At 71.8% G+C, this 24,748-nt stretch carries 23 protein-coding genes and 1 riboswitch; of the genes, 10 read left to right on the top strand and 13 right to left on the bottom strand.

The features are described from left to right. Window positions 1–16: 16 nt before the first annotated feature. Window positions 17–1,117: a LacI family DNA-binding transcriptional regulator gene (locus tag ABZ454_RS16165; protein ID WP_359538439.1), complete on the bottom strand. Its 1,101-nt coding sequence runs from the start codon at window positions 1,115–1,117 to the stop codon at window positions 17–19. A gap of 330 nt (window positions 1,118–1,447) precedes the next feature. After that, window positions 1,448–2,077: an alpha-ketoglutarate-dependent dioxygenase AlkB gene (locus ABZ454_RS16170; RefSeq protein WP_359538441.1), complete on the bottom strand. Its 630-nt coding sequence runs from the start codon at window positions 2,075–2,077 to the stop codon at window positions 1,448–1,450. A 238-nt stretch (window positions 2,078–2,315) separates the two neighbouring features. Here ABZ454_RS16170 and ABZ454_RS16175 point away from each other — a divergent pair, with 238 nt between their 5' ends. From ABZ454_RS16175 to ABZ454_RS16190, 4 genes are all read left to right on the top strand, one after another. Beyond that, window positions 2,316–2,594, top strand: coding sequence for a polyprenyl synthetase (locus ABZ454_RS16175; RefSeq protein WP_359538443.1), 279 nt, complete (start codon window positions 2,316–2,318; stop codon window positions 2,592–2,594). Continuing rightward, window positions 2,584–3,639 (top strand): polyprenyl synthetase family protein, encoded by a 1,056-nt coding sequence (locus ABZ454_RS16180; RefSeq protein ID WP_359538445.1) that lies wholly within the window; start codon window positions 2,584–2,586, stop codon window positions 3,637–3,639. Before ABZ454_RS16175 ends, ABZ454_RS16180 begins: the two co-directional genes overlap by 11 nt. 79 nt (window positions 3,640–3,718) lie before the next feature. Further along, complete coding sequence (locus ABZ454_RS16185) at window positions 3,719–4,879, top strand: oxygenase MpaB family protein (protein ID WP_359538447.1); 1,161 nt, start codon at window positions 3,719–3,721, stop codon at window positions 4,877–4,879. A gap of 121 nt (window positions 4,880–5,000) precedes the next feature. Next, entirely contained in the window at window positions 5,001–6,353 is a 1,353-nt protein-coding gene (locus ABZ454_RS16190; RefSeq protein ID WP_359538449.1) for a TerD family protein, read from the top strand. A 13-nt stretch (window positions 6,354–6,366) separates the two neighbouring features. Here the strand turns inward: ABZ454_RS16190 and ABZ454_RS16195 are convergent, their stop codons facing one another. Beyond that, a complete protein-coding gene (locus ABZ454_RS16195; protein WP_359538450.1) occupies window positions 6,367–7,539 on the bottom strand; it encodes a glycosyltransferase in 1,173 nt (390 codons plus the stop codon). Between the two features lie 58 nt (window positions 7,540–7,597). On the opposite strand from ABZ454_RS16195, the gene ABZ454_RS16200 reads away from it, so the two are divergent. After that, window positions 7,598–8,383 (top strand): aspartate/glutamate racemase family protein, encoded by a 786-nt coding sequence (locus ABZ454_RS16200; protein ID WP_359538452.1) that lies wholly within the window; start codon window positions 7,598–7,600, stop codon window positions 8,381–8,383. 69 nt (window positions 8,384–8,452) lie between these two features. Then, window positions 8,453–9,016, top strand: a complete 564-nt coding sequence (locus ABZ454_RS16205; RefSeq protein ID WP_359538453.1) for a hypothetical protein — start codon at window positions 8,453–8,455, stop codon at window positions 9,014–9,016. A gap of 39 nt (window positions 9,017–9,055) precedes the next feature. Here ABZ454_RS16205 and ABZ454_RS16210 read toward each other — a convergent pair whose 3' ends face one another. Next, a complete protein-coding gene (locus tag ABZ454_RS16210; RefSeq protein WP_359538455.1) occupies window positions 9,056–10,162 on the bottom strand; it encodes an O-antigen ligase family protein in 1,107 nt (368 codons plus the stop codon). Between the two features lie 195 nt (window positions 10,163–10,357). On the opposite strand from ABZ454_RS16210, the gene lnt reads away from it, so the two are divergent. Further along, a complete protein-coding gene (lnt, locus tag ABZ454_RS16215; protein WP_359538457.1) occupies window positions 10,358–11,953 on the top strand; it encodes an apolipoprotein N-acyltransferase in 1,596 nt (531 codons plus the stop codon). A 30-nt stretch (window positions 11,954–11,983) separates the two neighbouring features. Further along, window positions 11,984–12,466 (top strand): NUDIX domain-containing protein, encoded by a 483-nt coding sequence (locus ABZ454_RS16220; RefSeq protein ID WP_356315782.1) that lies wholly within the window; start codon window positions 11,984–11,986, stop codon window positions 12,464–12,466. A gap of 83 nt (window positions 12,467–12,549) precedes the next feature. Here ABZ454_RS16220 and ABZ454_RS16225 read toward each other — a convergent pair whose 3' ends face one another. The 9 genes from ABZ454_RS16225 to ABZ454_RS16265 form a co-directional block, all read right to left on the bottom strand. Beyond that, window positions 12,550–13,938, bottom strand: coding sequence for an MFS transporter (locus ABZ454_RS16225; RefSeq protein ID WP_359538459.1), 1,389 nt, complete (start codon window positions 13,936–13,938; stop codon window positions 12,550–12,552). A gap of 973 nt (window positions 13,939–14,911) precedes the next feature. Beyond that, entirely contained in the window at window positions 14,912–15,970 is a 1,059-nt protein-coding gene (locus tag ABZ454_RS16230) for an LLM class flavin-dependent oxidoreductase (RefSeq protein WP_359538460.1), read from the bottom strand. Between the two features lie 13 nt (window positions 15,971–15,983). Further along, window positions 15,984–17,660: an ABC transporter ATP-binding protein gene (locus tag ABZ454_RS16235; protein ID WP_359538462.1), complete on the bottom strand. Its 1,677-nt coding sequence runs from the start codon at window positions 17,658–17,660 to the stop codon at window positions 15,984–15,986. Beyond that, the gene (locus ABZ454_RS16240) at window positions 17,657–18,580 is read right to left on the bottom strand and encodes an ABC transporter permease (RefSeq protein WP_359538464.1); all 924 of its coding nucleotides are present in this window, start codon (window positions 18,578–18,580) and stop codon (window positions 17,657–17,659) included. The genes ABZ454_RS16235 and ABZ454_RS16240 overlap by 4 nt, the downstream gene beginning before the upstream one ends. Beyond that, on the bottom strand, window positions 18,577–19,536 hold the full coding sequence (locus tag ABZ454_RS16245; protein WP_359538466.1) for an ABC transporter permease: 960 nt from the start codon (window positions 19,534–19,536) through the stop codon (window positions 18,577–18,579). The genes ABZ454_RS16240 and ABZ454_RS16245 overlap by 4 nt, the downstream gene beginning before the upstream one ends. 3 nt (window positions 19,537–19,539) lie before the next feature. After that, complete coding sequence (locus ABZ454_RS16250) at window positions 19,540–21,159, bottom strand: ABC transporter substrate-binding protein (RefSeq protein ID WP_359538468.1); 1,620 nt, start codon at window positions 21,157–21,159, stop codon at window positions 19,540–19,542. A gap of 214 nt (window positions 21,160–21,373) precedes the next feature. After that, window positions 21,374–21,490, bottom strand: a complete 117-nt coding sequence (locus tag ABZ454_RS16255; RefSeq protein ID WP_356149602.1) for a putative leader peptide — start codon at window positions 21,488–21,490, stop codon at window positions 21,374–21,376. A 34-nt stretch (window positions 21,491–21,524) separates the two neighbouring features. Continuing rightward, window positions 21,525–21,638, bottom strand: a riboswitch (SAM riboswitch). 88 nt (window positions 21,639–21,726) lie between these two features. After that, the gene (locus ABZ454_RS16260) at window positions 21,727–22,551 is read right to left on the bottom strand and encodes a DUF1684 domain-containing protein (RefSeq protein ID WP_359538469.1); all 825 of its coding nucleotides are present in this window, start codon (window positions 22,549–22,551) and stop codon (window positions 21,727–21,729) included. An 81-nt stretch (window positions 22,552–22,632) separates the two neighbouring features. Beyond that, window positions 22,633–23,556, bottom strand: a complete 924-nt coding sequence (locus ABZ454_RS16265; RefSeq protein WP_359538470.1) for an LLM class F420-dependent oxidoreductase — start codon at window positions 23,554–23,556, stop codon at window positions 22,633–22,635. A 274-nt stretch (window positions 23,557–23,830) separates the two neighbouring features. On the opposite strand from ABZ454_RS16265, the gene ABZ454_RS16270 reads away from it, so the two are divergent. Then, entirely contained in the window at window positions 23,831–24,163 is a 333-nt protein-coding gene (locus ABZ454_RS16270) for a ferredoxin family protein (RefSeq protein ID WP_359538472.1), read from the top strand. Window positions 24,164–24,604: 441 nt separating this feature from the next. Then, a complete protein-coding gene (locus tag ABZ454_RS16275) occupies window positions 24,605–24,715 on the top strand; it encodes a putative leader peptide (RefSeq protein WP_346771924.1) in 111 nt (36 codons plus the stop codon). Window positions 24,716–24,748 lie beyond the last annotated feature (33 nt).

Here is a 24,748-nt window from a genome sequence, read left to right on the forward strand (position 1 = left end):
GCGGTGGTGCGGGGGGTCAGAGCCGGGAGGGGGGCGGGCCCGCCGTCGAACCGGGGCGGAAGGTGCAGGCCACGAGCGGTTCCGTCGCATCCTCCCCGGCCACCAGAGCGGCGAGCATGCGCACGGCGGCCGCCCCCAACTGCGGCCGGGGGATGTCGAATCCGGTGGGGGACGGGCCGTCCGCCAGATCGGGCGGGGGGCTGCCGAGCACGGCGAGCGAGGCGTCGCGCGGGCAGTCGATCCCGGCGAAGTGCGCGGTGCCGTGCAGGGCCCGCCAGGCGTCGCCGGTGTCGGTCTCCTCCGCGACGAACGCGGTCACCCCGTCGTCGAGCCAGCCGCGCAGCCGCTCCGCGGTGAGCTCGCGCTCCGGATCTGCGGAACGGAAGACGGCCCCGGGACCGCCGGGCAGCCCCGCCTCCTCCAGGCCCTTGAGGAAGCCGTGCTCACGGTCGGTGGATGCCGGGGCGTCGTCGTCCTCGCGTACGAGCACGATGCGCCGGTGTCCGAGGGAAGCGAGATGCGCCACGACCTCCTGGCTGGCGCTGACGTAGTCGGCGCCGACCCAGGCGAGCCCCTCCAGCTCGTCCCTGCGGCCCAGGTGGACCACGGGGAAGCCGTCGGCGACCAGCCGCAGGAGCTCGTCGGCGGGCGCGTGGCGGCCGAGGAACAGACAGCCGTCGGCGAGCCGCACCCGGTTGAGCGCGTGCGGCCCGGCGGCTCCGGCGCCACCCGTGCTGGAACCGGTGAAGAGCACCAGGTCGTAGCCGCGGGCCGCGGCCTCCTGCTCGACGCCCACGAGGAACGGGTAGTACGAGTGCTGCACGTCGGTGGGGAACGTGGAGGTGAAACTGAACACCCCGAGCAGGTTGTTGCGCGCGGCCGCCAGCCTGCTGGCCGCCGGATCGGGGACGTAGCCGAGCGTACGCACCGCGTCGAGCACCTTTTGCCGGGTCTCCTCGGAGATCGTGGCGCCCTGTTTGCGCGCCCCGAGCACCAGCGAGACCGTGGCCTGCGAGACCCCGGCCAGTCGTGCGACCTCGGCCTGGCGAGGCCGGGACGTCCGGCCTGCGGGGGAGGGCGTACGGCCCGGCCGGGCTCGCTGCTTGGGTTCTTCCACGGCGTTCCTCCGGTTCGTTAATGCGTATTACTAATGCGCATTAACGAGTACTGTGAACCTCGGTGCCGCAGCGGTCAAGGGGTCGCGCACGACATGTTTCCGCCGGGAGGTGGCACAGGGCTCGGGCCCGCGCGCGGCGCCGGCGGTCGACCGGGTGGGCGGGGCAGGGGGCTCCAGTGGTCCGTACCCGCTCGCGAGCGCGCTCCGGGTGGCCGCCGCGCGTCGGTCGTCGGGCCGAGGGCCGAGGGCCGAGGGGCGGACGGGCGGTGACCCGGTACAGTGCCCGCGCCGGCTCCGCCGGGTGCCGTTCGGCATCCCGGAGGCCGGTCGCTACTGCACTCCGTGCGGCCGGAACTGGATGCTGATACGTCCTCCGGCGGACCGGGCCGACTTGGGGACGGCGTGCTCCCACGTCCGCTGGCAGGAACCGCCCATCACGATCAGGTCGCCGTGTCCCAGGGGGTGGCGGACCGCCTTGCCGCCCTGGCGGGGCCGCAGCAATAGATCGCGGGGTGTGCCGACGGAGAGGATGGCGACCATCGTGTCCTCGTCGGCGCCCCGGCCGATGCGGTCGCCGTGCCAGGCCACACTGTCGCGCCCGTCGCGGTAGAGGCACAGCCCGGCCGTCGTGAACGCCTCCCCGAGCTCGGCGCGGTAGTGGGCGGAGAGGGCCCGGCGTGCCTCGTCGAGGACGGGGTGCGGCAGGGGTTCGCCGGCCCGGTAGAAGGCCAGCAGCCGGGGCACGTCCACGACTCTTTCGTACATCTGCCGGCGTTCCGCCTTCCACGGGACGTCCGTGGCCAGTCGTTCGAACAGGACCCCCGCGCCGCTGAGCCAGCCCGGCAGCAGGTCGATCCACGCTCCGTCGCCGAGGACCGTCCTGCGGATCCCGTCCAGCGAGCCCAGGCGCACCTCGTCGCTCTGGTCGAAGAGGGATCCCTGGAGCTGGTGCGTCGCCATGTGCCCAGTCTACGTGAATCGAACGCATGAGCTAATTCGCTCCTGATCCGCGCGGGGTGCCCCCGGCACGCGAGCGGCGGACGTACGGGTGCGGGACCACCGGGGCGGTGATCCGCACGATCGAGCGATGTGATCACTCGATCGTGAGTTCTTCCGCTTTCGTGCCCGGCGCGCGGCGATGCTCGCAAGGGCGGAGGGTGACGACGCCGGCCGGCGTCCACAACGGGTGGGGGATGACATGACCCGACAGGCGGGACAGGACGAGGACCGGGACGGGGCGGCGCTGCTCGTGGCAGCCGGCCTGGCCGATCTGGCGGTGAGTACGATCGGGCAGGCCCTGGGGGCGATGCGCGGTCTGCTGCGCCGCTCGGACGCCGCGGAACTGGCGGCGGAGGCCGAGCGCGATCTCATGGCGCGGGGGCGGCTGGCCCTCGACCGGTACGCGGCCGTACCGCCGGCCCACCTGGAGATCCTTGCCCGGCACACCCTGGCGCGGAGGGCCGACGATGGCGTCTGACCGGTGGGAGCCGGCGGGCTTCAAGGGCCGCGTCGACGAGGTACTGCACCGGTTCGTCGCGCAGGAGGCCGACGAGTTCGCGGCGATCGATCCGCTTCTCGGCGCGGTGGCCGGGCAGTTGGAGGCAGCGGTCGCGGAGGGCAAGCGGCTGCGGGCGGCCTTCTGCTACTGGGGATGGCGTGCGGCGGGTCAGCCCGACAGCGACGCGCTGGTGCGGGCGGCGGCGTCCATGGAACTGGTGCACGCCGCCGCCGTCGTGCACGACGACCTCATCGACGACAGTCCCCTGCGGCACGGGCGGCCCACGGCCCACGTCGGCCTGCGTGGCGCACTGGCCCGGCGCCCGGACGCCGACGCCACCGCGCGGTCGCTGGCCATGCTGGTGGGAGACCTGCTGATGGCGCTGGCCGGGCAGCTGTTCGCCACCAGCGGTCTGCCCGCCGCGTACCTCGCCCGGGCCCGCCCGCTGTGGTCGGTGATGGCCCGCGACCTCATCGCAGGGGAGTGCCTGGAGCTCCTTCGTACCGGAGACCGCCCGGACACCGCGGTGTCGCTGAAGGTGATCCGCTACAAGACCGCCAAGTACACGGTCGAGCAGCCCCTGCTGATCGGCGGCGCCCTGGCCGGGGCGGGCGTCCGGCTGCGCGAGGGTTATTCCCTGTACGGGCTCCCCCTGGGCGAGGCGTTCCAGCTCCGGGACGACCTGCTCGGTCTGTTCGGGGACCCCGGGAGCACCGGCAAGGCGAACGTCGACGACATCCGCGGGCAGCGGCCCACCGCCCTGCTGGCGGAGACGTGGCGGGCTGCCGGCGACGGCGAGCGGGAGCTGCTGAGCACCCTGCTGGGCAGGCCGGACCTGGACGCAGAGGCGCTGGACACCGTCCGCGACGTGATGCGCCGGCTGAAGACGCCCGCACGCGTCGAGGACATGATCGGCGCACGCGTCGAGGAAGCCCTCCGAGCCCTCCACGATCTGGACGTCCCGGCGCACGCCGCCGCCGCGCTGACCGCGCTGACGCACTCGGCAGCGGTCCGCCTGACCTGACTGAGTGCCGGTGCGACGCAGCCCCCTGTCCCACCGGTCTTCTTCCCGCCGCAGCCGATCCGTCATAAGAAGGAGTGCCATGACCTGCACCGAGGCATCGATGGCCGCCCTGCGCCACGTCGGGGACGAACTCGCCGACGCCACCGTCGCCGCACTCTTCGAACGCGGTGAGGCCGGCACGTTCAACACCCTGATGCGTTACGTCTCCACCGCCGGTGCTCCCCTGCCGGAGGGGCTGCCGGACGTCGCGCGCGAGTACCTCGAGTCCACCCGCGTCCCGCCGGCCTGGGTGGACTGGGAGGTGATGGAGAAGGCCCGGCTGTTCTTCATCGACAACAATGTGCACATCTCCACCGCCCTCTCCTTCGCCGCCATGCCCGCCTGCTACGTCGTCCCGCACGTGGCGAAGCTCCTCTCGGCGAGCCACGGGCTGAAGTACCCGTCCAAACGGATGGCGGAGACCGGCCAGTTCACCGTCTACCTGATGCAGCCCGATGCCTTCGAGACCGGAAGCCGCTTCATCCCCGCAGCCCAGAAGGTCCGCCTGCTGCACGCCTCCATCCGCCACCACCTCACACGTGAGAACCGGTGGGACGCCGACGCGCTCGGAACACCGATCTGCCAGGAGGACATGATCGGCGGGCAGATGTTCTTCTCGCTGCTCGTGCTGGACAGCCTGCACCGCCTGGGCATCCACATGTCGGCGGAAGGCGCGGAAGCCTACTACTACGCCTGGCGCGTGGTCGGCGCCATGCTCGGCGTCGACCAGGACGCCGTTCCCCAGGACCTCGACGAGGCCCGCCGGTTTCTCGACCGGTACATGGTCCGGCACATGGGGCCCTCCGCCGAGGGTGTGCATCTGACCCGTCAGCTCATCGACCTCTACGAGGAGGTGGTGCCCGGCACCCTCTTCGATCCCCTCGTCCCGGCCCTCATCCGCCACCTCGTCGGAGACACCTGCGCCGACTGGCTCGCGGTGCCCCGCACGCCCTGGGACACCGTGGTCAGGGCCGTGCCCCACCTTCTCGGTGTCCTGGAGACCATCGAGGACCGCTCCCCGCTCGGCGCCTGGGCCCTGGACCGCCTCGGCCATCTCACCACCGTCCTCGAACTGTCCTCCCTCACCCGCGGACGCGTCATGCACTACGCCATTCCCGAACACCTCAAGAAGGACTACGGCGTCTCCAGCGCGGTGTCCCGCACCCGCCCCTGGAACCCGCCGGCCGCCACGGTCTCCTGATGGCCGGCCCGCCCCGGGCGCGGGCCCGGCGGACCCATGGGCCCGCCCCACCACGATGGTGGGCTCCGTGACGGGAGGGGCGTTAGGTTGACCGGGACAAGTCCCGGCAGCCGGACTCGCGATGGGGGCGAGCATGACCATGCTTAAAGGCACCAATGTTCCAGTGGCGGCCCAGGCCGTACGCGTCGAACTGGGATGGCACACCGTCCCCGGGACACCGGACGTGGACGCCTCGGCGCTCCTTCTCCTCGGTTCCGGAAAGGTGCGCAGCGACGCGGACTTCGTCTTCTACAACCAGCCCGCCCACGCATCCGGAGCGGTGCGCCACGAGGGCAAGCGGACCGCTGCCGGCGCGGCCACCGACACGCTCGCCGTCGACCTGGCCCGGGTGGAGCCGGCCATCGACCGCGTGGTGCTGGCGGCCTCCGCGGACGGCGGTCCGTTCGGCCGGGTGAGCGGGCTCTACGTACGGATCACGGACGCGGCGAACGGCTCGGAACTGGCACGCTTCGACAGCACCGACGCCACGGTCGAGACCGCCTTCATCCTCGGCGAGCTCTACCGACGCCAGGGTTCCTGGAAGTTCCGGGCGGTCGGCCAGGGTTACGGGACCGGGCTCGAAGGGCTCGCCACGGACTTCGGGATCTCCGTCGACGAACCGCAGCAGCCCCCGCGGGCGCCTCAGCCTCACACACCTCCGCCGCCCCAACCGCCCAGCCCGGCAACGCGGGTCGCCCCCACGCAGCCTCTGCCGCCGCACGCCCAGCCGACGCTCGCCGCCCCGATGGCCCCGCCGGTCCCTCCCGCCCCTCCGGCGCCGCCCGTGACCCAGCCCGTGCGCCTCACCAAGGTGACGCTCACGAAGGAGGCGCCCTCCGTCTCCCTCGCCAAACAGGGCGGCACCTCCGGAGCCATGCGCGTCAACCTCAACTGGGAAGTGCGCAAGCGGTTCAAGGGGTGGGGCAGCAAGCTCGGCAGGGCCGTCGCCCAGCACGCGGACCTCGATCTCGATCTCTGCGCCCTCTACGAATTGACCGACGGCCGCAAGGGAGTGGTGCAGGCCCTCGGCAACGCCTTCGGCGCTGTCCATCAGCCGCCCTACATCCAGCTCGACGGCGACGACCGGACGGGCGCCGTCGCCTCCGGCGAGAACCTCACGATCAACCTCGACCAGAAGGCCAGGATCCGCCGTGTCCTGATCTTCGTCACCATCTACGAAGGGGCCCGGAGTTTCGCGGATCTGCACGCCACCGTCACCCTCCAGCCCCAGCACGGCGCGGCGATCGACTTCTCGCTCGACGAATGCACCGTCCCCTCGACGGTCTGCGCGCTCGCGCTCCTCACCAACAACGGGGGCGACCTCACCGTGCAGCGCGAGGCCCGCTACCTCGTGCCGCAGCGTGGCGTGAGCCCGCAGCGCACCATCGACCAGGCCTACGGCTGGGGCATGAACTGGACCCCCGGCCGCAAGTGAGCCCGCACGCCGGTCACTGATCCGGTGCGGCCTCGGGACGGGCGTACGTACGCCCCTTCCAGGCCGCACCGCGGCCGCGGTAGTGCTGCACCGCGGAATCGACCGTCATCAGCAGATACAGCAGCGCGGTGAACGGCAGCAGCGGGGCGAGCCACAGCGACTGCCGGTAGTACCCCAGCATGGGCATGTACGTCCCGGCCATCACGGCCCACGCCGCGCCCCCGGCCCAGGCGGCCGGCGCATCGCCCTCCCACAGCCCCGCGACGAGGGTCACGGGCGGCGCCAGGTAGATGACCGCGAGGCCGAGCACCGTGCCGAGCAGCACCGGCGGGCTGTGCCGCAGCTGGGCGTACGCGCTCCGCGAGACCATGCGCCACAGATCGGCCAGGCGCGGATACGGCCGCACACTGTCCACCCGTTCCGCGAGGCCCAGCCAGATCCGTCCGCCGCTGCGCTGCACCGCCCGTGCCAGGGACACGTCGTCGATCACCGCCTGCCGGATCGACTCGGGCACCCGTGCCCGCACAGCGGCCTCGGTCCGCAGCAGCACGCAGCCGCCCGCGGCGGCCGCTGTCCGCGTCCCCGCCCGGTTCACCCACCGGAACGGATAGAGCTGCGAGAAGAAGTAGACGAAGGCCGGCACCACCAGCCGCTCCCAGACGCTCTCCACCCGCAGCCGCGCCATCTGCGAGACCAGATCGAAACCGCCCGCTCCGGCGGCCGCCACCAGCGTCCGCAGACTGTCCGGCTCGTGCGCGATGTCGGCGTCCGTGAGCAGCAGGTAATCGGGATCGCGGGACCGGGCCAGCGCGATCCCGTGCCGGACGGCCCAGAGCTTGCCCGTCCAGCCGGGTTCGGGCTCCCCGGGGGACACCACGGTGACCGGCAGCCCCGCGCACCGTACGGACAGCTCACGGGCGATATCGCCCGTCCCGTCCTTGCTGCAGTCGTCGACCAGGAAGATCTCGGCGTGCCCCGGATAGTCCTGCGCCAGCAGCGACGGCAGACTCACCGGGAGCATGTCGGCCTCGTCACGCGCGGGCACGACGATGGCGACCGAGGGCCAGGGCGCCGGGGCCGCGCGGCTCGGCAGCCGCTGGTCGGTCCGCCAGAAGAATCCCTGCCCCAGCAGCAGCCACACCCACGCGACAAGCGAACCCACGGCGATCCAGGCAACGGCGCTCATTGGCCGAAGTCTGCCCCACTGAGCGGGGACCGCAAGAGCGGTCGACTATGGTGACCGGGTGAAGATCGCGCTCATGGACTCCGGAATCGGCCTGCTCGCCGCCGCCGCCGCAGTACGCCGGCTGAGGCCGGACGCCGATCTGGTGCTCTCGTCGGACCCCGCCAGCATGCCCTGGGGCCCCCGGACGCCCGAAGACGTCACGGCACGCGCCCTCGCGGTCGCCCGGGCCGCCGCGGAACACCGGCCCGACGCGCTGATCGTCGCCTGCAACACGGCCTCCGTGCGCGCCCTGGCCGCGCTGCGGGCGGAGCTGGAGCCCGCGCTGCCGGTCATCGGCACCGTCCCCGCGATCAAGCCGGCCGCCGCGGCCGGCGGCCCGGTCGCGATCTGGGCCACCCCGCTCACCACCGGCAGCCCGTACCAGCGCGGGCTGATCCGCGACTTCGGCGGGTCCGCGGCCGTCACCGAGGTTCCCTGCCCCGGTCTGGCCGACGCCGTGCAGGACGCGGACGAGGCCGGCATCGAGAAGGCCCTGGCCGCGGCAGCCGCCCTCACCCCGCCCGACGTGCGGGCCGTCGTGCTGGGCTGCACCCATTACGAGCTGGTCGCCGAACGGATCCGTGACGTCGTGCAGCAGCCCGGCCGTCCGCCCGTCGTCCTGCACGGCTCCGCCGGCGCCGTCGCCGCCCAGGCACTGCGCCGGATCGGAGCCGAGCCCGCTCCGTCGGCCGAACCGTCCGCCGGACTTGCCGTACTCCTCGGAGGACACCTGTCCGAGCTGCCACAAGCCGCGCTGGCCTACGAAGAAGGGCGCCGGCTCGCCGCCGTGAGCTCCGCCCGCTGACCGTCCGGCGGCCCGACAGGGGCCTTCGGACCCATCCCCTCGCGCGCATTCTTCAGTACGCTGCTTGCCATGAGGGACCACTCCCGTGAACCGTCGCGTACCGGTGCCGCCACCCACACCGCGGTCTGGACCGGCCGGGCCACCAACCGGGCCCAGTGGGTGCTCGCGGCCGCCGGCGCCGCCTGTCTGGCGCTCGGCATCCAGCTCGCCGTCAGCTCCACCTGGACCTCGGGCATCGCCGCGCTGCTGGCGTCGGTGATCGGCTGTGTGGCGGCCGGGCTGCTCATGCTCTTCGGCACCCTCGCCTTCGTGAACGTCGCGGTCCGCGTCGACGGCGACGCCCTGGAAGTGCGCTGCGGCCACATGGGACTGCCGCGCCGCAGGATCCTGCTCACCCATGTGGTGGGCGCGGAGTTCGCCCCCCAGGTCACCCCGCGCCAGTGGGGCGGCTGGGGCTACCGCTGGCGCCCCGAACAGGGCACGGCCGTGGTCGTGCGCCGGGGCGAGGGCCTGGTGCTCAGGCTCGGCGACGGCAGGACCTTCACGGTCACGGTCGACGACGCGGAGGAAGGCGCCCGGTTCATCCGCGACCGCCTGCACCTGCCGTCCACCGGCGCACCGGCCGACGCCTGACCCCCGTCCGGGACGTGGCCGGCCACCCCCGGGCGCGGGTCACAGCCCGGCCCGGTCGGCCCGCGGACCGAGTCCGGGCACGCCGTCCTCACCGCGTGGAGCCCGCCGCGTACCGCCGCCCGCGGTCCCACCGGCCTCGATCGGCCGTCTGGCCGAGGCGAGCCCGGCGAGCAGCCCCGCGCCCGCCGTCACCGGAGTGAAGCTCAGCGCGTTGCCGACGCTCGCCAGCGCCGCCAGAGCCGTGAGCGCCGCTCCGGCGGTCAGCGCGATCGCGGTGCTGCGCGGCGAGCGCCACAGCACGTACAGGAGCCAGCCGAACGCGGCTCCCAGCAGCACCACACCCACCACCCCCTGCTCGGCAGCCTGCTGCAGCGCGGCCGAGTGCGGTTTGCCGTCCGACCCGAGCGTCTGCTGGGCCGTGGGGCTCAGCTCGGCGAAGCGGTCGGGCCCGATACCCAGGACGGGGTGCTCCCCGGCCAGCCGTGCGGCGTCCTGCCACAGCCGCACCCGGTTGCCGGTCAGCCCGCCCTCCAGGGAGACCGCGAGCCCGTCGGGCAGGACGTTGACGGCCACCGCCCACGAGAGGCCGACCATCAGACCGGCGGCCAGCGCGAGACCGACGAGACCGAGCAGCCGGCTCCGCATCCTGGCGGCAGCGAGGGAGCACAGCAGCACACCCGTCGCCGCCACGAAGCCGGCGACGGAGCCGAGCCCGAGCGAGGCGCAGGCCGTGCCGAGAGCCAGCAGCCGCAGGGTGAGACGCAGCGACGCCCGCCGGGTCGCGGCCGCCGCGCAGCAGGCCGCGCCGGCCGCCAGGACCAGGAGTGCGACGGCCGCGCCGGTGTGTCCCGGAGCGGTGTCCACGGTGGTCGTGGCGCCGGGCATGCCGCGACGCGAGACGAGCGCCAGGACCAGGGCGGCCAGGGCGGCGACGGTCGCGGTGGCCACCGGCAGCAGCGTCCCGCAGATGCGTCCGCAGGCGAAACCCGCGGCGACGGCGAGCAGCGCGAGCAGCACCCCTTCGGGCCGGGTCTCCCGGCCCGCCGCGCTGATCAGCGACCAGATCGCACACGCGGCGAGGATCAGTGCCCCGGCGGCGTCGGACGCGTTGCCGCCCTCGGACACCCGCTCTGCTGATGGAGCCATCACGTCCGTCCCCCGGCCTGTGACCGTCCCGTTCGCGAGGGCCGGATGCGGCCCGGTCGGCGGGGGACTGGCGCACAGGTTATCGGCCACAGCGGTCATGTGTGCAGAAGATGCGAAGAAACGATCCGGCGGTATGGATTCCGCCACCGGGAAGGGGCTCCCCCCATCTCGGCCCGCCACCGTAGACTCCGCCGGGTGAGCACCACCATCGCCCAGGTAGGCGACCCGCAGAAGCCTGACTCCGCCCCCCGAGCCGGCCGTCTGCTGCCGCGTCTGGCACGGCCTGGCGCCGCCGTGCTCTCCGGGGTCCTGCTGTACGCGAGTTTCCCGCCCCGGCCGCTGTGGTGGCTGGTTCTGCCCGGGTTCGCCCTGCTCGGCTGGGTGCTCTTCGAGCGCAGGTTCCGCGCCGCGTTCGGCCTCGGCCTGCTCGCCGGGCTCGGCTTCATGCTGCCGCTGCTGCACTGGACGGGCGAAGAGGTCGGCCCGGTGCCGTGGCTGGCCCTCGCCGCAGCCGAGGCGCTGTTCATCGCCGTGGGCTGCGTCGGCATCTCCGCCGTCTCCCGCCTCCCCTGCCGGCCGGTCTGGGCGGCCGCGGTCTGGACGCTCGACGAGGCGGTACGGGCCAGGGTGCCGTTCGGCGGCTTCCCCTGGGGCAAGATCGCCTTCGGGCAGGCCGACAGCGTGTTCCTGCCGCTCGCGGCCCTCGGCGGTACCCCGCTCCTCTCCTTCGCGGTGGTGCTCTGCGGTTTCGGCCTCTTCGAGGCGGTCCGCAGCCTCCGCGTCCACCGCACCACCGGTGAACTGCCCCGTGGAGCCGTCGTCGCGGTGGCCGCGACCGTCCTCGTGCCCGTGGCCGCCGCACTCGCGGCGCTGCCGCTGGTGGACGACTCCGCCGAGGACGGCACCGCGACCGTCGCCGCGATCCAGGGCAACGTGCCGCGGCTCGGACTCGACTTCAACTCCCAGCGCCGCGCCGTCCTGGACAACCACGCCAACCGCACCGAGCAACTCGCCCGGGACGTGAAGGCGGGCAAGGTCCCCCAGCCCGACTTCGTCCTGTGGCCCGAGAACTCCTCCGACCTCGACCCCTACCGCAACGCGGACGCGAGGATCGTCATCGACGACGCGGTGAAGGCGATCGGTGTGCCGACCGTGGTCGGCGCGGTCGTCGAGCCCGACACGGGCAAGCTGCGCAACACCCTCATCCAGTGGGACCCGGACAAGGGCCCCGTGGACACGTACGACAAGCGTCACATCCAGCCGTTCGGCGAGTACATGCCGATGCGTTCCGTCGCACGCGTCTTCAGCTCGGACGTCGACCGGGTGCAGCGCGACTTCGGCCCGGGCAAGAAGGTCGGCGTCTTCGACCTGTCGGGCACCTCGGTCGGACTGGTCACCTGCTACGAGGCCGCCTTCGACGACGCCGTACGCGACACGGTCGAACACGGCGCCCAGCTGATCGCCGTCCCCAGCAACAACGCCACCTTCGGCCGCAGCGAGATGACCTACCAGCAGCTCGCGATGTCCCGGGTGCGCGCGGTCGAGCACAGCCGGTCCGTGGTCGTCCCGGTCACCAGTGGTGTCAGCGCGGTGATCCGGCCGGACGGCACCGTCGTGCAGAAGACGAAGATGTTCACGCCGGACGCCCTGGTCGACGAGGTGCCGCTGCGCTCCTCGCTCACCCCGGCCACCCGGATGGGCCCGCTCCCGGAGGGAGTGCTGGCCCTGCTCGCGGTGATCGGCCTCGGCTGGGTGACGGCCCGGGCGGTGCGCGCCAGGCGCGCCCGCTGAGCGCGATCGCCCGCCACGTAGGGTCAGGGCATGGCCATTCCCGACTTCATCCGTGACATCCGCGCCACCGCGGGTCAACAGTTGCTGCTGCTGCCCGGCGTCAGCGCAGTCGTCTTCGACGACGAAGGCAGAGTGCTGCTCGGACGACGGGCCGACACCGGCAAGTGGTCGGTGATCGGCGGCATCTCCGAGCCCGGGGAGCAGCCCGCGGCGACGGCGGAGCGCGAGGTGTACGAGGAGACGGCCGTGCACTGCGTGGCGGAGCGGGTGGTGCTCACCCAGGCCCTGCCGCCCGTCCAGTACGAGAACGGCGACCGCTGCCAGTATCTGGACGTCACCTTCCGCTGCCGCGCCACCGGCGGCACGGCCCGGGTCAACGACGACGAGTCGCTGGAGGTGGGCTGGTTCTCCGTCGACGCGCTGCCGCCGCTGCACGAGTTCGCGCTCTTCCGGATCAAGCAGTCGATGACCGACGGTCCCACCTGGTTCGAGGCCACCGCCCCACAGACGTGAGGGAGGGGCCGAGGGCTTCGCACGGCCGCCCGGCCCCAGGACCGCCGCGGATCAGACGTCACCCGCCTGTTCCGCCGCGGACGCTACGCACCGCTGCGTGCGGCGTCCGCCGGCCGCTCCGCGGGCGCGTCCTGTCCGGTGCCGGGGTCCACGTCCGCCAGATCCCGGTCCCGGGTCTCCTTGGCACAGACCACGGCCAGCACGGTGATGAGTGCGGCGGCGATCACGTACAGCGCGATCGGTGTGGAACTGTCGTAGTCGGCGAGCAGCGCCGTGGCGATGAGCGGGGCCGGGGCACCGGCCGCGACCGACGAGAACTGGGCGCCGATCGACGCGCCCGAGTACCGCATCCGGGTCGCGAACAGCTCCGAGAAGAACGCCGCCTGCGGCGCGTACATCGCGCCGTGGAAGAACAGCCCGACCGTGACGGCGAGCAGCAGGCTCCAGAAGCTGCGACTGTCGATCAGGGCGAAGAAGGGGAACATCCACAGCCCCACCCCGACCGCGCCGACCAGGTAGACCGGCCTGCGCCCGACCCGGTCCGACAGCGCCCCCCACAGCGGGATGACGGCGAAGTGGATCGCCGACGCGACGAGGACGGCGTTGAGCGCCGTCTGCTTGCTCAGGTCGGCCGCCGTCGTCGCGTACACGAGGATGAACGCCGTGATGACGTAGTAGCTGATGTTCTCCGCCATCCTGGCGCCCATGGCGATCAGCACGTCGCGCCAGTGGTGCCGCAGCACGGCCACGACCGGCAGCTTCTCCGTCGCCCCGGACGCGGCCCTGCGCTCCTCGGCCTGTTCCCGCGCGGCCTTGAACAACGGTGATTCGTCGACAGACAGACGAATCCACAAACCGATGATCACCAGCACTCCGGAGAGCAGGAACGGGATGCGCCAGCCCCACGCCTCGAACGCCGAGTCCGACGTGAGCGCGGTGAGCGCGGAGAGCACCCCGGTGGCGAGCAACTGCCCGGCCGGCGCGCCGGTCTGCGGCCAGGAGGCCCAGAAGCCGCGGTGCTTCGCATCCCCGTGCTCCGACACCAGCAGCACGGCCCCGCCCCACTCCCCGCCGAGGGCGAAGCCCTGCACCAGCCGGAGCACGGTGAGCAGGACGGGAGCGGCGACGCCGACGGTGGCGTGCGTCGGCAGCAGCCCGATCGCGAACGTGGCCCCGCCCATCATCAGCAGACTGAGCACCAGCAGCTTCTTGCGCCCCAGCCGGTCGCCGTAGTGACCGAAGACCAGCGCACCGACCGGCCGCGCGGCGAAGCCGACCGCGTAGGTGAGGAAGGACAGGAGGGTCCCCACCAGCGGCTCGGACTCGGGGAAGAACAGCTTGTTGAAGACCAGGGCGGCCGCTGATCCGTACAGGAAGAAGTCGTACCACTCGATGGTGGTGCCGATGAGGCTGGCGGCGACGACGCGGCGGAGGTTGGAGGCGGGCGGGGGAGCGGATGCCGGTTCGGCCATGGGTACCACTTCCGGACAGTTGGCGGGGACGGGGACGTGTCGCCATACCGTAGGAAGACGCAGGTCAGGGGCGTATGTGGTGGGACACCATAGTTGGGGTGGCGGGGGTGCGGGCGGGCGCTACGGGGGAGTGATCGGGAGCCGAACGCGTGGCAGCGGGCGGCCTGGAGGGGGCTGCCCGAGTTGCACGTTTCGCCATAGTTCAGTGGGGCGGTGCTGACTCCCGTGGCGTACCTGAGCATCCTCGGCGGCACCGGCCTGACCGCTGGGAGCGTCCCCATCCGTAGGCGTACTCGACGGGACCGGCCAGTTGTGCGGGGTCGTTGCGCAGATGGCTGACGAGGTCGCGGACCGCGGCCAGGCCCAGCCCGAGGACGAGCGGATCCTCGCCCTCGTAGGTGAGTTCGTAGATCCAGCCAGGCCGGAACCCGCCGTCGACGTGGAGCTCGCACCGGCTCGGTACGACGGCGGTGGCCGCGGTCCGCAGGTCGTTTCCGCCGCCCTGCAGTCTTGCGAACCACCAGGTTCCGGTGGGGAGTTCCTCCGGCGTGCTGTGCGGATAGCGCCGCCTGGTGAGGCGGGTGGTGTGCGGCCCGTTCGCTGACCGGGTAGGACCTGGTGCTCGACCAGCGGGACAGCGGTAGCGAGGCGGTGGGTTCCTCCACGATGAACTCGGCTGTCGTCAGGCCGCGCACGGGCTCCGCACCTCGTCTCGCCGCAGGCAGGTCGAGCAGCAGCCGGACGTCGCCCGGAAGCAGATCACCCTGCCAGGCACCGAAGACGATCGGGTATCCGCGGCGCATCAGAGAGCCTTTCCCGGGGATCGCGCGGTTGGCGGCTGCCTTCGGGTCCACTGTGTAGTGGGCGGTGGCGGTGAGTAGTTCGTACGCCCCGGTGCCAGGGAAGCGGTGGCTTGCGGCTGACGGCTCGCGGGAGTGCGCCTCCAGGCCGACCGGGCGCTCCGGAACGGGACTCACCTGCCCGCCTCCTGAAACGCTGGGGAAGCGGGGCGCCAGCCCAGCTCGGGTGCGATCAGGTGCTGTACGTCGTGGAGGATCTGTTCGTACTCCTTGCGGTGGAACTCGTACGGCAGCTCCAGGCGCAGCTCCGACACCTGCGCGAGGACGGGATCGTCCGCCAACTGCTCCAGGATCTGCGCCGCGGTGCCGACCACGTCCGGGGCGAACAGGATCCGCTTCCCGCCCAGCGCCGCCACCGTCTGCGGCTTCAGGGTGCGCTCGTGTCGACTGGCCGCGTACTCCCGGTAGCGGGCCCGGGTGGTCGCGTCGGCGTTGTCGAACGGCACGATCACCCGCCCGAGCGCTACGCGCGCCGCTGTCCGGTCGTCGCCCAGGCTGCGCCGGTACTCGGAGAGCAGGTTCAGCTGGGCGGTGGTGAAGTCGTCGGTGTCCTCGCCGGAGACGATGTTGCCGGACAGCAGGTTGAGGCCGGCCTCGGCGGCCCAGCGGACCGAGCGCAGGCTGCCTCCGCCGTACCAGATCCGCTCCACCAGACCGGGGTTGTGCGGCTGCAGGCGTGGGCGTTGGACGTTGCCGGGCGACTGGATGACCGTGTCCGGGCCGCCGAGACAGTCGCCGCGCAGGTTGTCGACGAGGCGGGCGATCCGGCCGTACGACAGGTCGAAGCCGCGCCAGTCGCCGTCGTACACCAGGTCGCCGAGCAGGTCGGCGTGTGGCATGCCGGTGCTGAAGCCGACCTGGAGGCGGCCGCGGGACAGTACATCGGCCAGCGCCAGGTCTTCGGCCAGGCGGAACGGGCTCTCGTAGCCGATCGGGATGACCGCGGTGCCCAGCTCGATCCGCTCGGTGCGCTGGCCGGCCGCGGCAAGGAACACGGCAGCGGAGCCGACGCCGTGTTCGAGGTGACGCTGGCGGATCCAGGCGCCGTCGTAGCCGAGCCGTTCGCCGTACTCGAAGAGTTGGAGTGTCTCCTCCAGACCGGTGTACGGGTCGTCGTCGGCGAAGTTGCCCGGGGTGAGAAGGGCCAGTGAGGTGATGGTGGGTGTGCTCATGCGACCGTGGTCCTCAGCTCGTGGTGGTCTCGGCGGCGGGGGTGGGGACGCGGCCGCCGGGGATCGCCGCGAGCAGTTCGCGGGTGTACTCGTGGCGGGGGCGGGTGAACAGGTCCTCTGGCGGGCCTGTCTCGACGACGCGGCCGGCCCGCATGACGGCGACCTGGTGCGCGATTTGACGTACGACGGCCAGGTCGTGGGAGATGAAGAGGTACGCCACCCCCGTGTCGGCCTGCAACTCGGCTAGTAGGTCCAGGACTTGGGCCTGTACGGACACGTCGAGCGCGGAGACCGGCTCGTCGCACACCACCAGGTCGGGGGAGAGGGCGAGGGCACGGGCGATCGCCACTCGCTGCCGCTGCCCGCCGGACAGTTCCGCCGGGCGGCGCTCCAGCGTCGAGGCCGGAAGGGCCACCCGGTCGAGCAGATCACGGGCCCGGGCGCGCCGGGAGGCGCGGTCGCCGATCTTGAAGGCGCGGAGCGGCTCGGTGATCACCTCGCCGATGGAGTAGCGGGGGTCGAGCGAGGCGTAGGGGTTCTGGTAGACGAGCTGGGCGCGGCGGCGCAGCTGCCTGGCCTGGGCGCCCGTGGCGGTGGTGACGTCGGTGCCGTCGAAGAGGATCTGTCCGGCGGTCGCGTCGGCGAGGCGGAGCACCAGGCGGGCGGTGGTGGACTTCCCGGAGCCGGACTCGCCGACCAGGGCCAGGGTCTGGCCTCGGTGGAGGGTGAAGCTGACGTCGTCGACGGCGCGCAGGGTGCGGGGCCCGTCCCCAGCGCGGGGCAGCCTGAACTCCTTGACCAGGTTGCGTACCTCGACCAGGGGCGCCGTATCCGGCTTGGGGACGGAGACAGGGGTGCGGGGCCGGGCGGTGGTCAGGCTCGGGGCGCTGGCCAGCAGGTGCCGGGTGTAGTCGTCCTGCGGGTCGGCGAGGATGTCATGGGTGGGGCCTGCCTCGACGACCTTGCCTTGCGACATCACGACCAGCCGCTGCGCCCGGTCGGCGGCGACCCCGAGATCGTGGGTGACGAGCAGGACCGCGGTGCCCGACTCCTCGGTGAGGTGCTGGAGATGGTCGAGGATAACCCGCTGCACGGTGACGTCGAGCGCGCTGGTGGGCTCGTCGGCGATGATCAGCTCGGGCTGCGCGGCGATGGCGATGGCGATCAGGGCGCGTTGCCGCATGCCGCCGGACAGTTCGTGCGGGTACTGCCGGGCCCGGGTGGCCGCGTCGGGCAGTCCGGCCCGGTCCAGGACGGCGATCGCCTCGGCGGGAGCCGAGCGGCGGGTTGCGAGACCATGGATGCGCAGCACTTCGGCGACCTGGTCGCCGATGCGCTTGACGGGGTTGAGGGAGACCGTCGGATCCTGGGGGACCAGTCCGATCCGCGCTCCGCGTACGGTGCGCAGTTCCGCCTCCGACAGGGTGGCCAGGTCGTGCCGGCCGAAGCGGACGGTGCCCGCGTCGATGCTGCCGTTCGCCGACAGGAGCCGGGTGATCGCGTGTGCGGTCGTGCTCTTGCCGGAGCCGGACTCGCCGACCACCGCCGTCACCTGTCCCGGCCACACGTCGAGGTCCACGCCCCGGACGGCCTCGACCGTGCCGCCCCGGGTGCGGTACGACACCGACAGGCCGCGTATCTCCAGCAGTGGTGTGGTCACGTCCTCACCGTTCTCACGTTCGTCGGTCATCGCTGCCGGGACCATTCGCCGTCCAGCGCCCGGGCGATGCGGTTGGTGGCCAGTACGGTCGTGGCGATCGCCAGCCCGGGCAGCGCGGTCAGCCACCAGGCGTTGGCGAGGTAGTTGCGGCCGTCGGAGATCAACGTCCCCCACTCCGGGGCCGGCGGGGGCGCCCCGTAGCCGAGGAAGCTCAGCGCCGACACGGCCAGGATGGAGGAGCCGAAGTCGAGAGTGGCCAGCACGATCACCGGGCCCGCCGCATTGGGCAGCACATGCCGGCCCAGCACCGAGTACCAGCGCGCTCCGCCGGCGCGTGAGGCCTCGACGAAGACGGCCTGCCGCACCCGCAGCACCTCCGCGCGCGCCACCCGTGCGAACGCGGCCACACTGGCGATGCCGACCGCGACCGCCACCTTCACCGTGCCGTAGCCCAGCGCGGTGACCAGGGCCAGGGACATGAACAGCGCGGGGATGGACAGCAGCACGTCGACGAAGCGCATCAGCACGTCGTCCACCCAGCGGCCCACGAACCCGGCGACCACCCCCAGCAGCCCGCCGACCACGAACGCGACCAGCACGGCGATCAGCGTTGCCTTCAGGGACAGCTGGGCGCCGTGGACGACCCGCGAGAACACATCGCGGCCCAGCTCGTCGGTGCCGAACCAGTGACTGCCGCTCGGGCCGCGGAAGTTCTGCGACGGCACGCCCTTCAGCGGGTCCTGCGAGGTGAACAGGTCGGGCCAGAACGAGGCCAGCACCACCAGCACGAGGACGACCACCGACAGCAGCAGCCCCGGGCGGCGCACCACGAACCGCAGCAGCCGCCGTACGTCCACGCGGCGCCCGGGATCAGGCTCCGGCCCCGCCGCGACCGGGCGGGCCAGTCCCCGTGCCGCTTCGGCGGGGTCGTCGACAAGGTTCTGGCTCATGCGAGGACCGCCTTTCTGTCCGAGGTCACCACGATCCGGGGGTCGAGGAGTGGATAGACCAGGTCGATGACCAGGTTCGTCGTCACGAAGATCAGCGCCCCGAACACCACCACCCCCTGGACCAGCGGGATGTCCTGGGCGGTGACCGCCGCCGCGGTGACGCGGCCGAGGCCGTCGCGGGAGAACACCGTCTCGACGACGACCGAACCGGCGATCAGCTGCCCCACCAGCAGGCCGACGACCGTCAGCGCCGGCAGGGACGCGTTGCGCAGCGCGTGCCGCAGATGGACCCGCCACCGGCCGGCGCCCTTGGCGCGGGCGGTCTCCATATACGCCTGGTCCAGTGCGGTGAGCAGGCTCTTGGCGAGCACCTGCGCGATCTGCGCACCGGTCGGCACCGCCAGAGTCAGCGCCGGCAGTACCAGCCCCTTGAATCCGTCGTTGCCGAACGCGGGGAACCAGCGCAGCCGAAAGGAGAACGTCTCGACGAGCAGCAACCCCACCCAGAACGTCGGGACGGACACTCCCAGCGGCGGCAGCGACAGCAGCAGCTGCCGCAGCCAGCGCTGGGCGGTGTAGGTGGCCAGCACCGCCAGACCGACGCCGAGGACCACCGCGAGCAGCAGTGCCGCGCCGGTCAGCTGCAGTGTCTGAGGCAGGGCGTCGGCCAGCGTCGAGGTGACCGGGCGGCCGGTGGACACCGAGTCGCCGAAGTCCCCGCGCACCGCCCGGCCGAGGCACTCGGCGTACTGCACCAGCACCGGCTTGTCGAAGCCGTACTCGTGCCGCAGGGCGGCGAGCTGCTGCGGGTCGACCTGCCCCGAGTCCATTCCGGCACCGGCCATCGCCGTGACCGGGTCACCCGGCAGATAGTCCAGCACCAGGAACGAGACCGTGTAGGCCGCCCACAGCACCCCGACCGCCTGGCCGAGCCGTTTGATGACGTAGCGGCGCATGCGCTACCCGATCCAGGTGTCGTGCAGCTGGATCCGGCTGGAGGCGTCGAAGTTCAGGTCGTGCACCTTCTTCGCGACGCCCAGCTGGGTCTGGAGCTCCACCACCGGCGCATAGTAGGCGTTCTGCACGAGCAACTGCTGTGCCTGGGTGACCAGTTGCTTGCGCTCGGCCGTGTCGACGGTCGCGGCCTGATCGGACAGCGTCGTGTCGAGGGAGCTCGCGGGCAGGTGGTAGGAGTTGGCCAGCTCGGTGGAGAAGGAGCTGCGCAGGATGTCCGGGTCGGCGCGGGTCACGTTGCTCCACACCGCGTCGAAGTCACCCGACTGGAGGGTTGGGGCGAACTGGGTGACCTGGAGCTGCTTGAGGACCACGTCGACACCGACGGCCTTGAGCTGCTGCTGGATCAGCTCCAGCGCGGGCTGGTTGGTGGAGGCGTTGGGGAACCACTTGACGGTCAGGCTCAGCTTCTTGCCGTCCTTGGTGCGGATGCCGTCGCTGCCGGTCTTCCAGCCGGCGGCATGTAGCAGGGACTTGACCTTGGCCGCGTCGAAGGCCAGATGGGAGGCGAGGTCGGTGTAGTCGGGTGTGGTGTGCGCTAGGACGCTGGTCGCCGCCTGGGTGCCGGTGGGGAAGACGGTGTCGGCGATCTGCTTCCGGTCAATGGCGAACAGGATCGCCTGGCGCACCCTCGTGTCCTGCAGGGCCGGTCGCGAGTTGTTGAGGCCGAGACCGAACACGACGCCGGGGTTGGCCCGTCGCTGCAGGGCGACCTGACCGCCCTTGAGCGCCGCCTCGTTGGCCTTGCCCACGCTGCTGATCGCGTCCACCTGGCCGGACTGGAGACTGCCGGCCCGTATGCCCGCCTCCGGGACGACCTTGAATACCAGCTTGTCGAGGTACGCCTCGCCCTTCTTGCTCCACCGCGAGGAACCCCACGCGTATCCCGTGCGCTTGGCCAGGGTGATCGACTGGTTCTGCACGTACTGCTTCAACACGAAGGGTCCGGACCCGATCACCCCGTCGCTGCACTTCTGCTGCGGGGTCTTCTTCACGCTCGCCGACGACTCGATCCCGAGCGAGTGGGTCGAAGTGGCCTGCAGGAACTGAGCGTTGGGCTGGCTGAAGGTCACCTTGACGGTGAGCGGGTCGACCACCGTGGTGGACTTGACGCCGCTCAGATAGCCCTCGGCGAGCGTCCCCAGAGCGCCGAGCTTCGGCACCGCGTCGAAGTTGTCCTTGACCACCTGCGCGCTCAGCTTCGAGCCGTCGCTGAAGGTGACACCCGACCTCAGGTAGAACGTGAACGTCGTGGCGTCGGAGCTGACATCCCAGCTCTTCGCCAGCCACGGCACGATCTTGCCGGTCCTGGGGTCCTGGTCCGTGAGTGAGTCCACGACCTGGCGCACAGAGTAGATGGTCTCGTTGCTGGCGACCTGCTGCGGATCCACGCAGCCGGAGTCCGAACCCACCGCGAAGGTCAGGGTGCGGCCGGACTTGGGCTGCCCGGCGCCGGTGCCGGAATCGCCGCCGCCGGAGCCGCAGGCGGTCAGCAGGACACTGGTGGTCACAAGGGCGGTCAGTGCCGCCCACCGGGAGGTTCTGACATCGGAAAGTGCAGTCACGGAGGGCTTCTCCTACTCGAGTCACCAGGCACGGCTGTGGCGCAGGGCACGTCCGTGCGTGGGCATGCTGCCCCGGCCGGCGCGACGCCGGTGCCGGGGGAGCGCGGTGCAGACGGGGACAGGACGAAACGGGGGATCAAAGACAGGCAGAGATCAGGCGCGGGCGGGTGCGCGACGACAGGTGCCGTACTGCGACCAGCGGCGGGAAGGCCCGTCAGACCTGACAGAGACAGCTGGTCGAGCGCTTGAGGTCGATGTGGCGCCGACGGGAGAGCCGGGAGAACACGGTGGCGCCGGCGAAGCGGGCGCTGAGGTCACCACCGTGCCGCATGTCGGTCCTCCACATATCCGGCCCCGATCACGGGGCCACGCGCTTGCGGAGATCGTCGGTGATCCCGCCGGGCTTTCACCTGGAGCACCCCACCGCGGGGGAGGGTTGCCGGTCAGCGAGCCAGGGCTTGACGCTGACACTCAATGCCGTTCGTGATCGTACGGAGCGGTCTTGGCGTACGTCAATGACGCAAAAGGACGCCTTGCCAGGAGAGTCGGGGCGAGAGTGCGTCCGGCTCAGAAGCCGCCGCGCTCGCGGGGGATCTTCTGGCCTGCCTCGATCGCCACCGGCAGCCGGTTCTCGGCCGGGGGCAGCGGGCAGGTGGCCAGGTCGGTGTAGGCGCACGGCAGGTTCGTGGCGCGGTTGAAGTCCACGACGACCGTGCCGTCGGTGGCAGGAGGGTCGAGGGCGAGGGCCCGGTTGGCGGCGTACGTGGTGAGGCCGGAGGTGGCGTCGGTGAACAGCACCATCAGCCGTCCCGCACCATGGCCGGGGAACGCGGTCAGCGCCAGCTGTTGCCCGTCCAGCTCGAACTCGACCCTGCCCGGGGCGTCGTACACATGCTCAAGGCCCTCGACCGCGGCGCCCACGGTGGTCGGCCGTGGCGTGTCGAACGGGATGTAGCGGCCCGTCACGGCCCAGCGCGGGTCGGGGGCGTAGGCGGGCGTTCCGGTGAAGGCCGTGCGCAGCGGCGCGTCTGGGTGCCGGGGGCGCACGATGTCCTGGCCGCCGCGCTTGGCGACCTCGATGACGGCGTCTCCCCAGACGGCGTCGACGCCGCCGCGCTCGGGAAGCACACCGAAGCGGTGTTCGCCGCGTGCCGGCGTTCCGTCGACGATCAGTTCCTCACCTTCGTCGAGGTGTACGACGACGCCTTCGGGGCCGGTGTGCCATGCGCCGGGCGCGTCCGGGAAGCGCTGCGGTCGGTCGTCGAGCCAGTGCAGGCCGGTGACCGCCAGGAACCCGTGCGGGGCGGCGAGCCGGGCCTCCTGGGCGCGGTGCCACTCCAGCCAGATCTCGGTGAAGGCGTGGAGGTCCGTGGTGGTGGCCTCGATGGTCATGGGGAATCTCCTTTGTGCCGGGGGTGCCTTAGGTGCAGGGGATGCTGGGGAGGCAGGGGGCTGACGAGCCGAGGGGTGTACTCAGCCGGCCAGTTCGCCGAGGAGCCGCCAGGTGCGTCGGCGGTCGGCTTCTCCCGCGATCTCGGTCCCGGAGAACACGACCTCGGTGGCGCCGGCGTCGCGGTAACGGCGTACCTCGGCCTCGACCGTCTTCTCGTCGCCGATCACGGCCAGGTCGACGGCCCGCCTGCCGCCGGAGAGTTCGATGACCCGCGCGTAGGACGGGATCTGTTCATAGAACGCGAGGTTCTCGGTGGCCTTGGCCCGCACCGCGTCGACGTCGTCGGTGACCACGCCGGGCACCAGGGCCACGATCCTGGGCGCGGGGCGGCCCGCGGCCTCGGCTGCGGCGGTCAGGGCGGGCACGATGTGGTTCTCCAGGGCGCGCGGTCCCGCCAGATAGGGCAGGATTCCGTCGGCAAGCTCGCCGCTGGCCCGCAGAGCCTGCGGCCCCATCGCGGCGACGAGCAGGGGGACACCGTTCTCGGCACCCGGAACCCGCGCCGTGATCGGTGTGGTGGCGGTGAGTAGTTCGCCGTGGAAGTCGGCCGTGCCGGTTTCGGTCAACTTCCGCAGGGCGGTGAGGAATTCGCGCAGCCGGGCTATGGGTCGTTCGAAAGGCAGACCGAAGCCCGTCTCCGTCAGCAGTTTCGTTCCCAGAGCCAGACCGAGGTGATAGCGGCCGTGGGTCGCGGCCTGGGCGGTCTGGGCCTGGCTGGAGACGAGCAGCGGGTGCCGGCCGAATACGGGGATCGCGGAGGTGCCGACCTGCAGTCCGGGCACTTCGCGCCCGACGATCGCCGCGAGCTGGGGTGAGTCCGCGCCGAAGGTCTGCCCGAACCAGGCCGACGCGACACCGAACTCCGCGGCCTCCTGGGCCAGTTGGACGGTGGCGTCGACCTGGTTCGGCGCGTCGGACGCGTTGAGGGCTACTCCAACAGTCATGTCAGTCAGAACAGGCGTCGGCCGGACCCGCATTCCGGTCGGCGTGTGACAGCTTCTTGTCAGTCATGTGTACAAGGGCCGGCTCGGGGGCTCAGCCCGCCTGTCGTCGGTCCGGTGCGGACCGGTGGGTGAGGGGTGCGCGCAGGAAGCGGGCCGGCCGGCCGGCGCAGGACCCGGCCCAGCACCACCGGCTGCTCACCGGGGGGCTCGACGAGGTATGGAGCCGTCCGGACATGACATTCCAGTCCCTTGGCGTGACTGGAGGCCTGGCCCCATGATCGAGATCGTCGAGCCGGACCGCCGCATCGCCTGTGACCGGTGCATCGAGGTGTGCCCGACGCGCGTCTTCGACCGCGGCGCCGACGGCGTTCCGGTGATCGCGCGCCAGGACAGCTGCCAGACCTGCTTCCAGTGCGAGGCGTACTGCCCGACCGACGCGCTGTTCGTCGCCCCGCTGGTTACCGCGGTCGCTCCCGGCTCGCACGTGCGTGATGTGACAGAGCTCGAGGAATCCGGGCTGCTCGGCGGATATCGACGAGAGCTGGGGTGGGGCAGGGGGAGGAGGCTCGGCGCCCGCACTGCGGAGGGGCCGGAGTATCCGGACTGACTGGCCTGGGCGGTCGTAGGCTCCTACCAGACTCCTTCACTCGGCCTAGGACGCTGGACACCGGCCTCGAAGAACGATGTGTCGCGCGCCGCTCAGAAGCTCCGCAAACGGGCAAGGGGCCGCAGGTTCACAACCCGTCGTCCCGACGGTGTGTGTCGTCCCGGCGGTGCGGAGGGTCTTCGCGGGCGAGAGCCTGCGGGCCCTTTTTGGCAGGGCCTTCAGCGGTGATCACGCAGCTCGCAGGCACGTCACCCACGCCGACGCCGACTCGTCCGACGCCGGATACACCCCGTCCCGGCGGTGCAGTGGGAAACGCGTGGTGACCGTGCCGAGCGGGGGCGCCGTCCATCTGGGCGTCCGCGATGCGGGACGGTCCTCTTGACGTCGCTCGCGGCCGGTCCGACACTCACTGGGGGAATCCTAGTGAACAGGTAGGGAAACATGAGGCGCCTGGAGCCGGTCGCTGTCCGAGTGAGCCGTTCGCCTCTTCTGACCTCGCGTCGGCACATCGATCTGCAGCGTGTCTGCAGTTCGATCAGCCCTCAGGGCTGAGCCGCGCCCATCCCGCGCCGAGGGATGCCCCAC

The sequence above is a fragment of the Streptomyces sp. NPDC005803 genome (assembly GCF_040630435.1).
Lineage (GTDB): Bacteria > Actinomycetota > Actinomycetes > Streptomycetales > Streptomycetaceae > Streptomyces.

Coding starts and splice junctions, on each gene's coding strand:
- ABZ454_RS16225 (WP_359538459.1), bottom strand. CDS start 13,938: ATGGCCGAACCGGCATCCGCTCCCCCGCCCGCCTCCAACCTCCGCCGC.
- ABZ454_RS16240 (WP_359538464.1), bottom strand. CDS start 18,580: ATGAGCCAGAACCTTGTCGACGACCCCGCCGAAGCGGCACGGGGACTG.
- ABZ454_RS16210 (WP_359538455.1), bottom strand. CDS start 10,162: ATGGCTCCATCAGCAGAGCGGGTGTCCGAGGGCGGCAACGCGTCCGAC.
- ABZ454_RS16220 (WP_356315782.1), top strand. CDS start 11,984: ATGGCCATTCCCGACTTCATCCGTGACATCCGCGCCACCGCGGGTCAA.
- ABZ454_RS16265 (WP_359538470.1), bottom strand. CDS start 23,556: ATGACTGTTGGAGTAGCCCTCAACGCGTCCGACGCGCCGAACCAGGTC.
- ABZ454_RS16180 (WP_359538445.1), top strand. CDS start 2,584: ATGGCGTCTGACCGGTGGGAGCCGGCGGGCTTCAAGGGCCGCGTCGAC.
- ABZ454_RS16230 (WP_359538460.1), bottom strand. CDS start 15,970: ATGAGCACACCCACCATCACCTCACTGGCCCTTCTCACCCCGGGCAAC.
- ABZ454_RS16205 (WP_359538453.1), top strand. CDS start 8,453: ATGAGGGACCACTCCCGTGAACCGTCGCGTACCGGTGCCGCCACCCAC.
- ABZ454_RS16185 (WP_359538447.1), top strand. CDS start 3,719: ATGACCTGCACCGAGGCATCGATGGCCGCCCTGCGCCACGTCGGGGAC.
- ABZ454_RS16245 (WP_359538466.1), bottom strand. CDS start 19,536: ATGCGCCGCTACGTCATCAAACGGCTCGGCCAGGCGGTCGGGGTGCTG.
- ABZ454_RS16175 (WP_359538443.1), top strand. CDS start 2,316: ATGACCCGACAGGCGGGACAGGACGAGGACCGGGACGGGGCGGCGCTG.
- ABZ454_RS16255 (WP_356149602.1), bottom strand. CDS start 21,490: ATGCGGCACGGTGGTGACCTCAGCGCCCGCTTCGCCGGCGCCACCGTG.
- ABZ454_RS16260 (WP_359538469.1), bottom strand. CDS start 22,551: ATGACCATCGAGGCCACCACCACGGACCTCCACGCCTTCACCGAGATC.
- ABZ454_RS16235 (WP_359538462.1), bottom strand. CDS start 17,660: ATGACCGACGAACGTGAGAACGGTGAGGACGTGACCACACCACTGCTG.
- ABZ454_RS16270 (WP_359538472.1), top strand. CDS start 23,831: ATGATCGAGATCGTCGAGCCGGACCGCCGCATCGCCTGTGACCGGTGC.
- ABZ454_RS16195 (WP_359538450.1), bottom strand. CDS start 7,539: ATGAGCGCCGTTGCCTGGATCGCCGTGGGTTCGCTTGTCGCGTGGGTG.
- ABZ454_RS16190 (WP_359538449.1), top strand. CDS start 5,001: ATGGGGGCGAGCATGACCATGCTTAAAGGCACCAATGTTCCAGTGGCG.
- ABZ454_RS16170 (WP_359538441.1), bottom strand. CDS start 2,077: ATGGCGACGCACCAGCTCCAGGGATCCCTCTTCGACCAGAGCGACGAG.
- ABZ454_RS16275 (WP_346771924.1), top strand. CDS start 24,605: ATGAGGCGCCTGGAGCCGGTCGCTGTCCGAGTGAGCCGTTCGCCTCTT.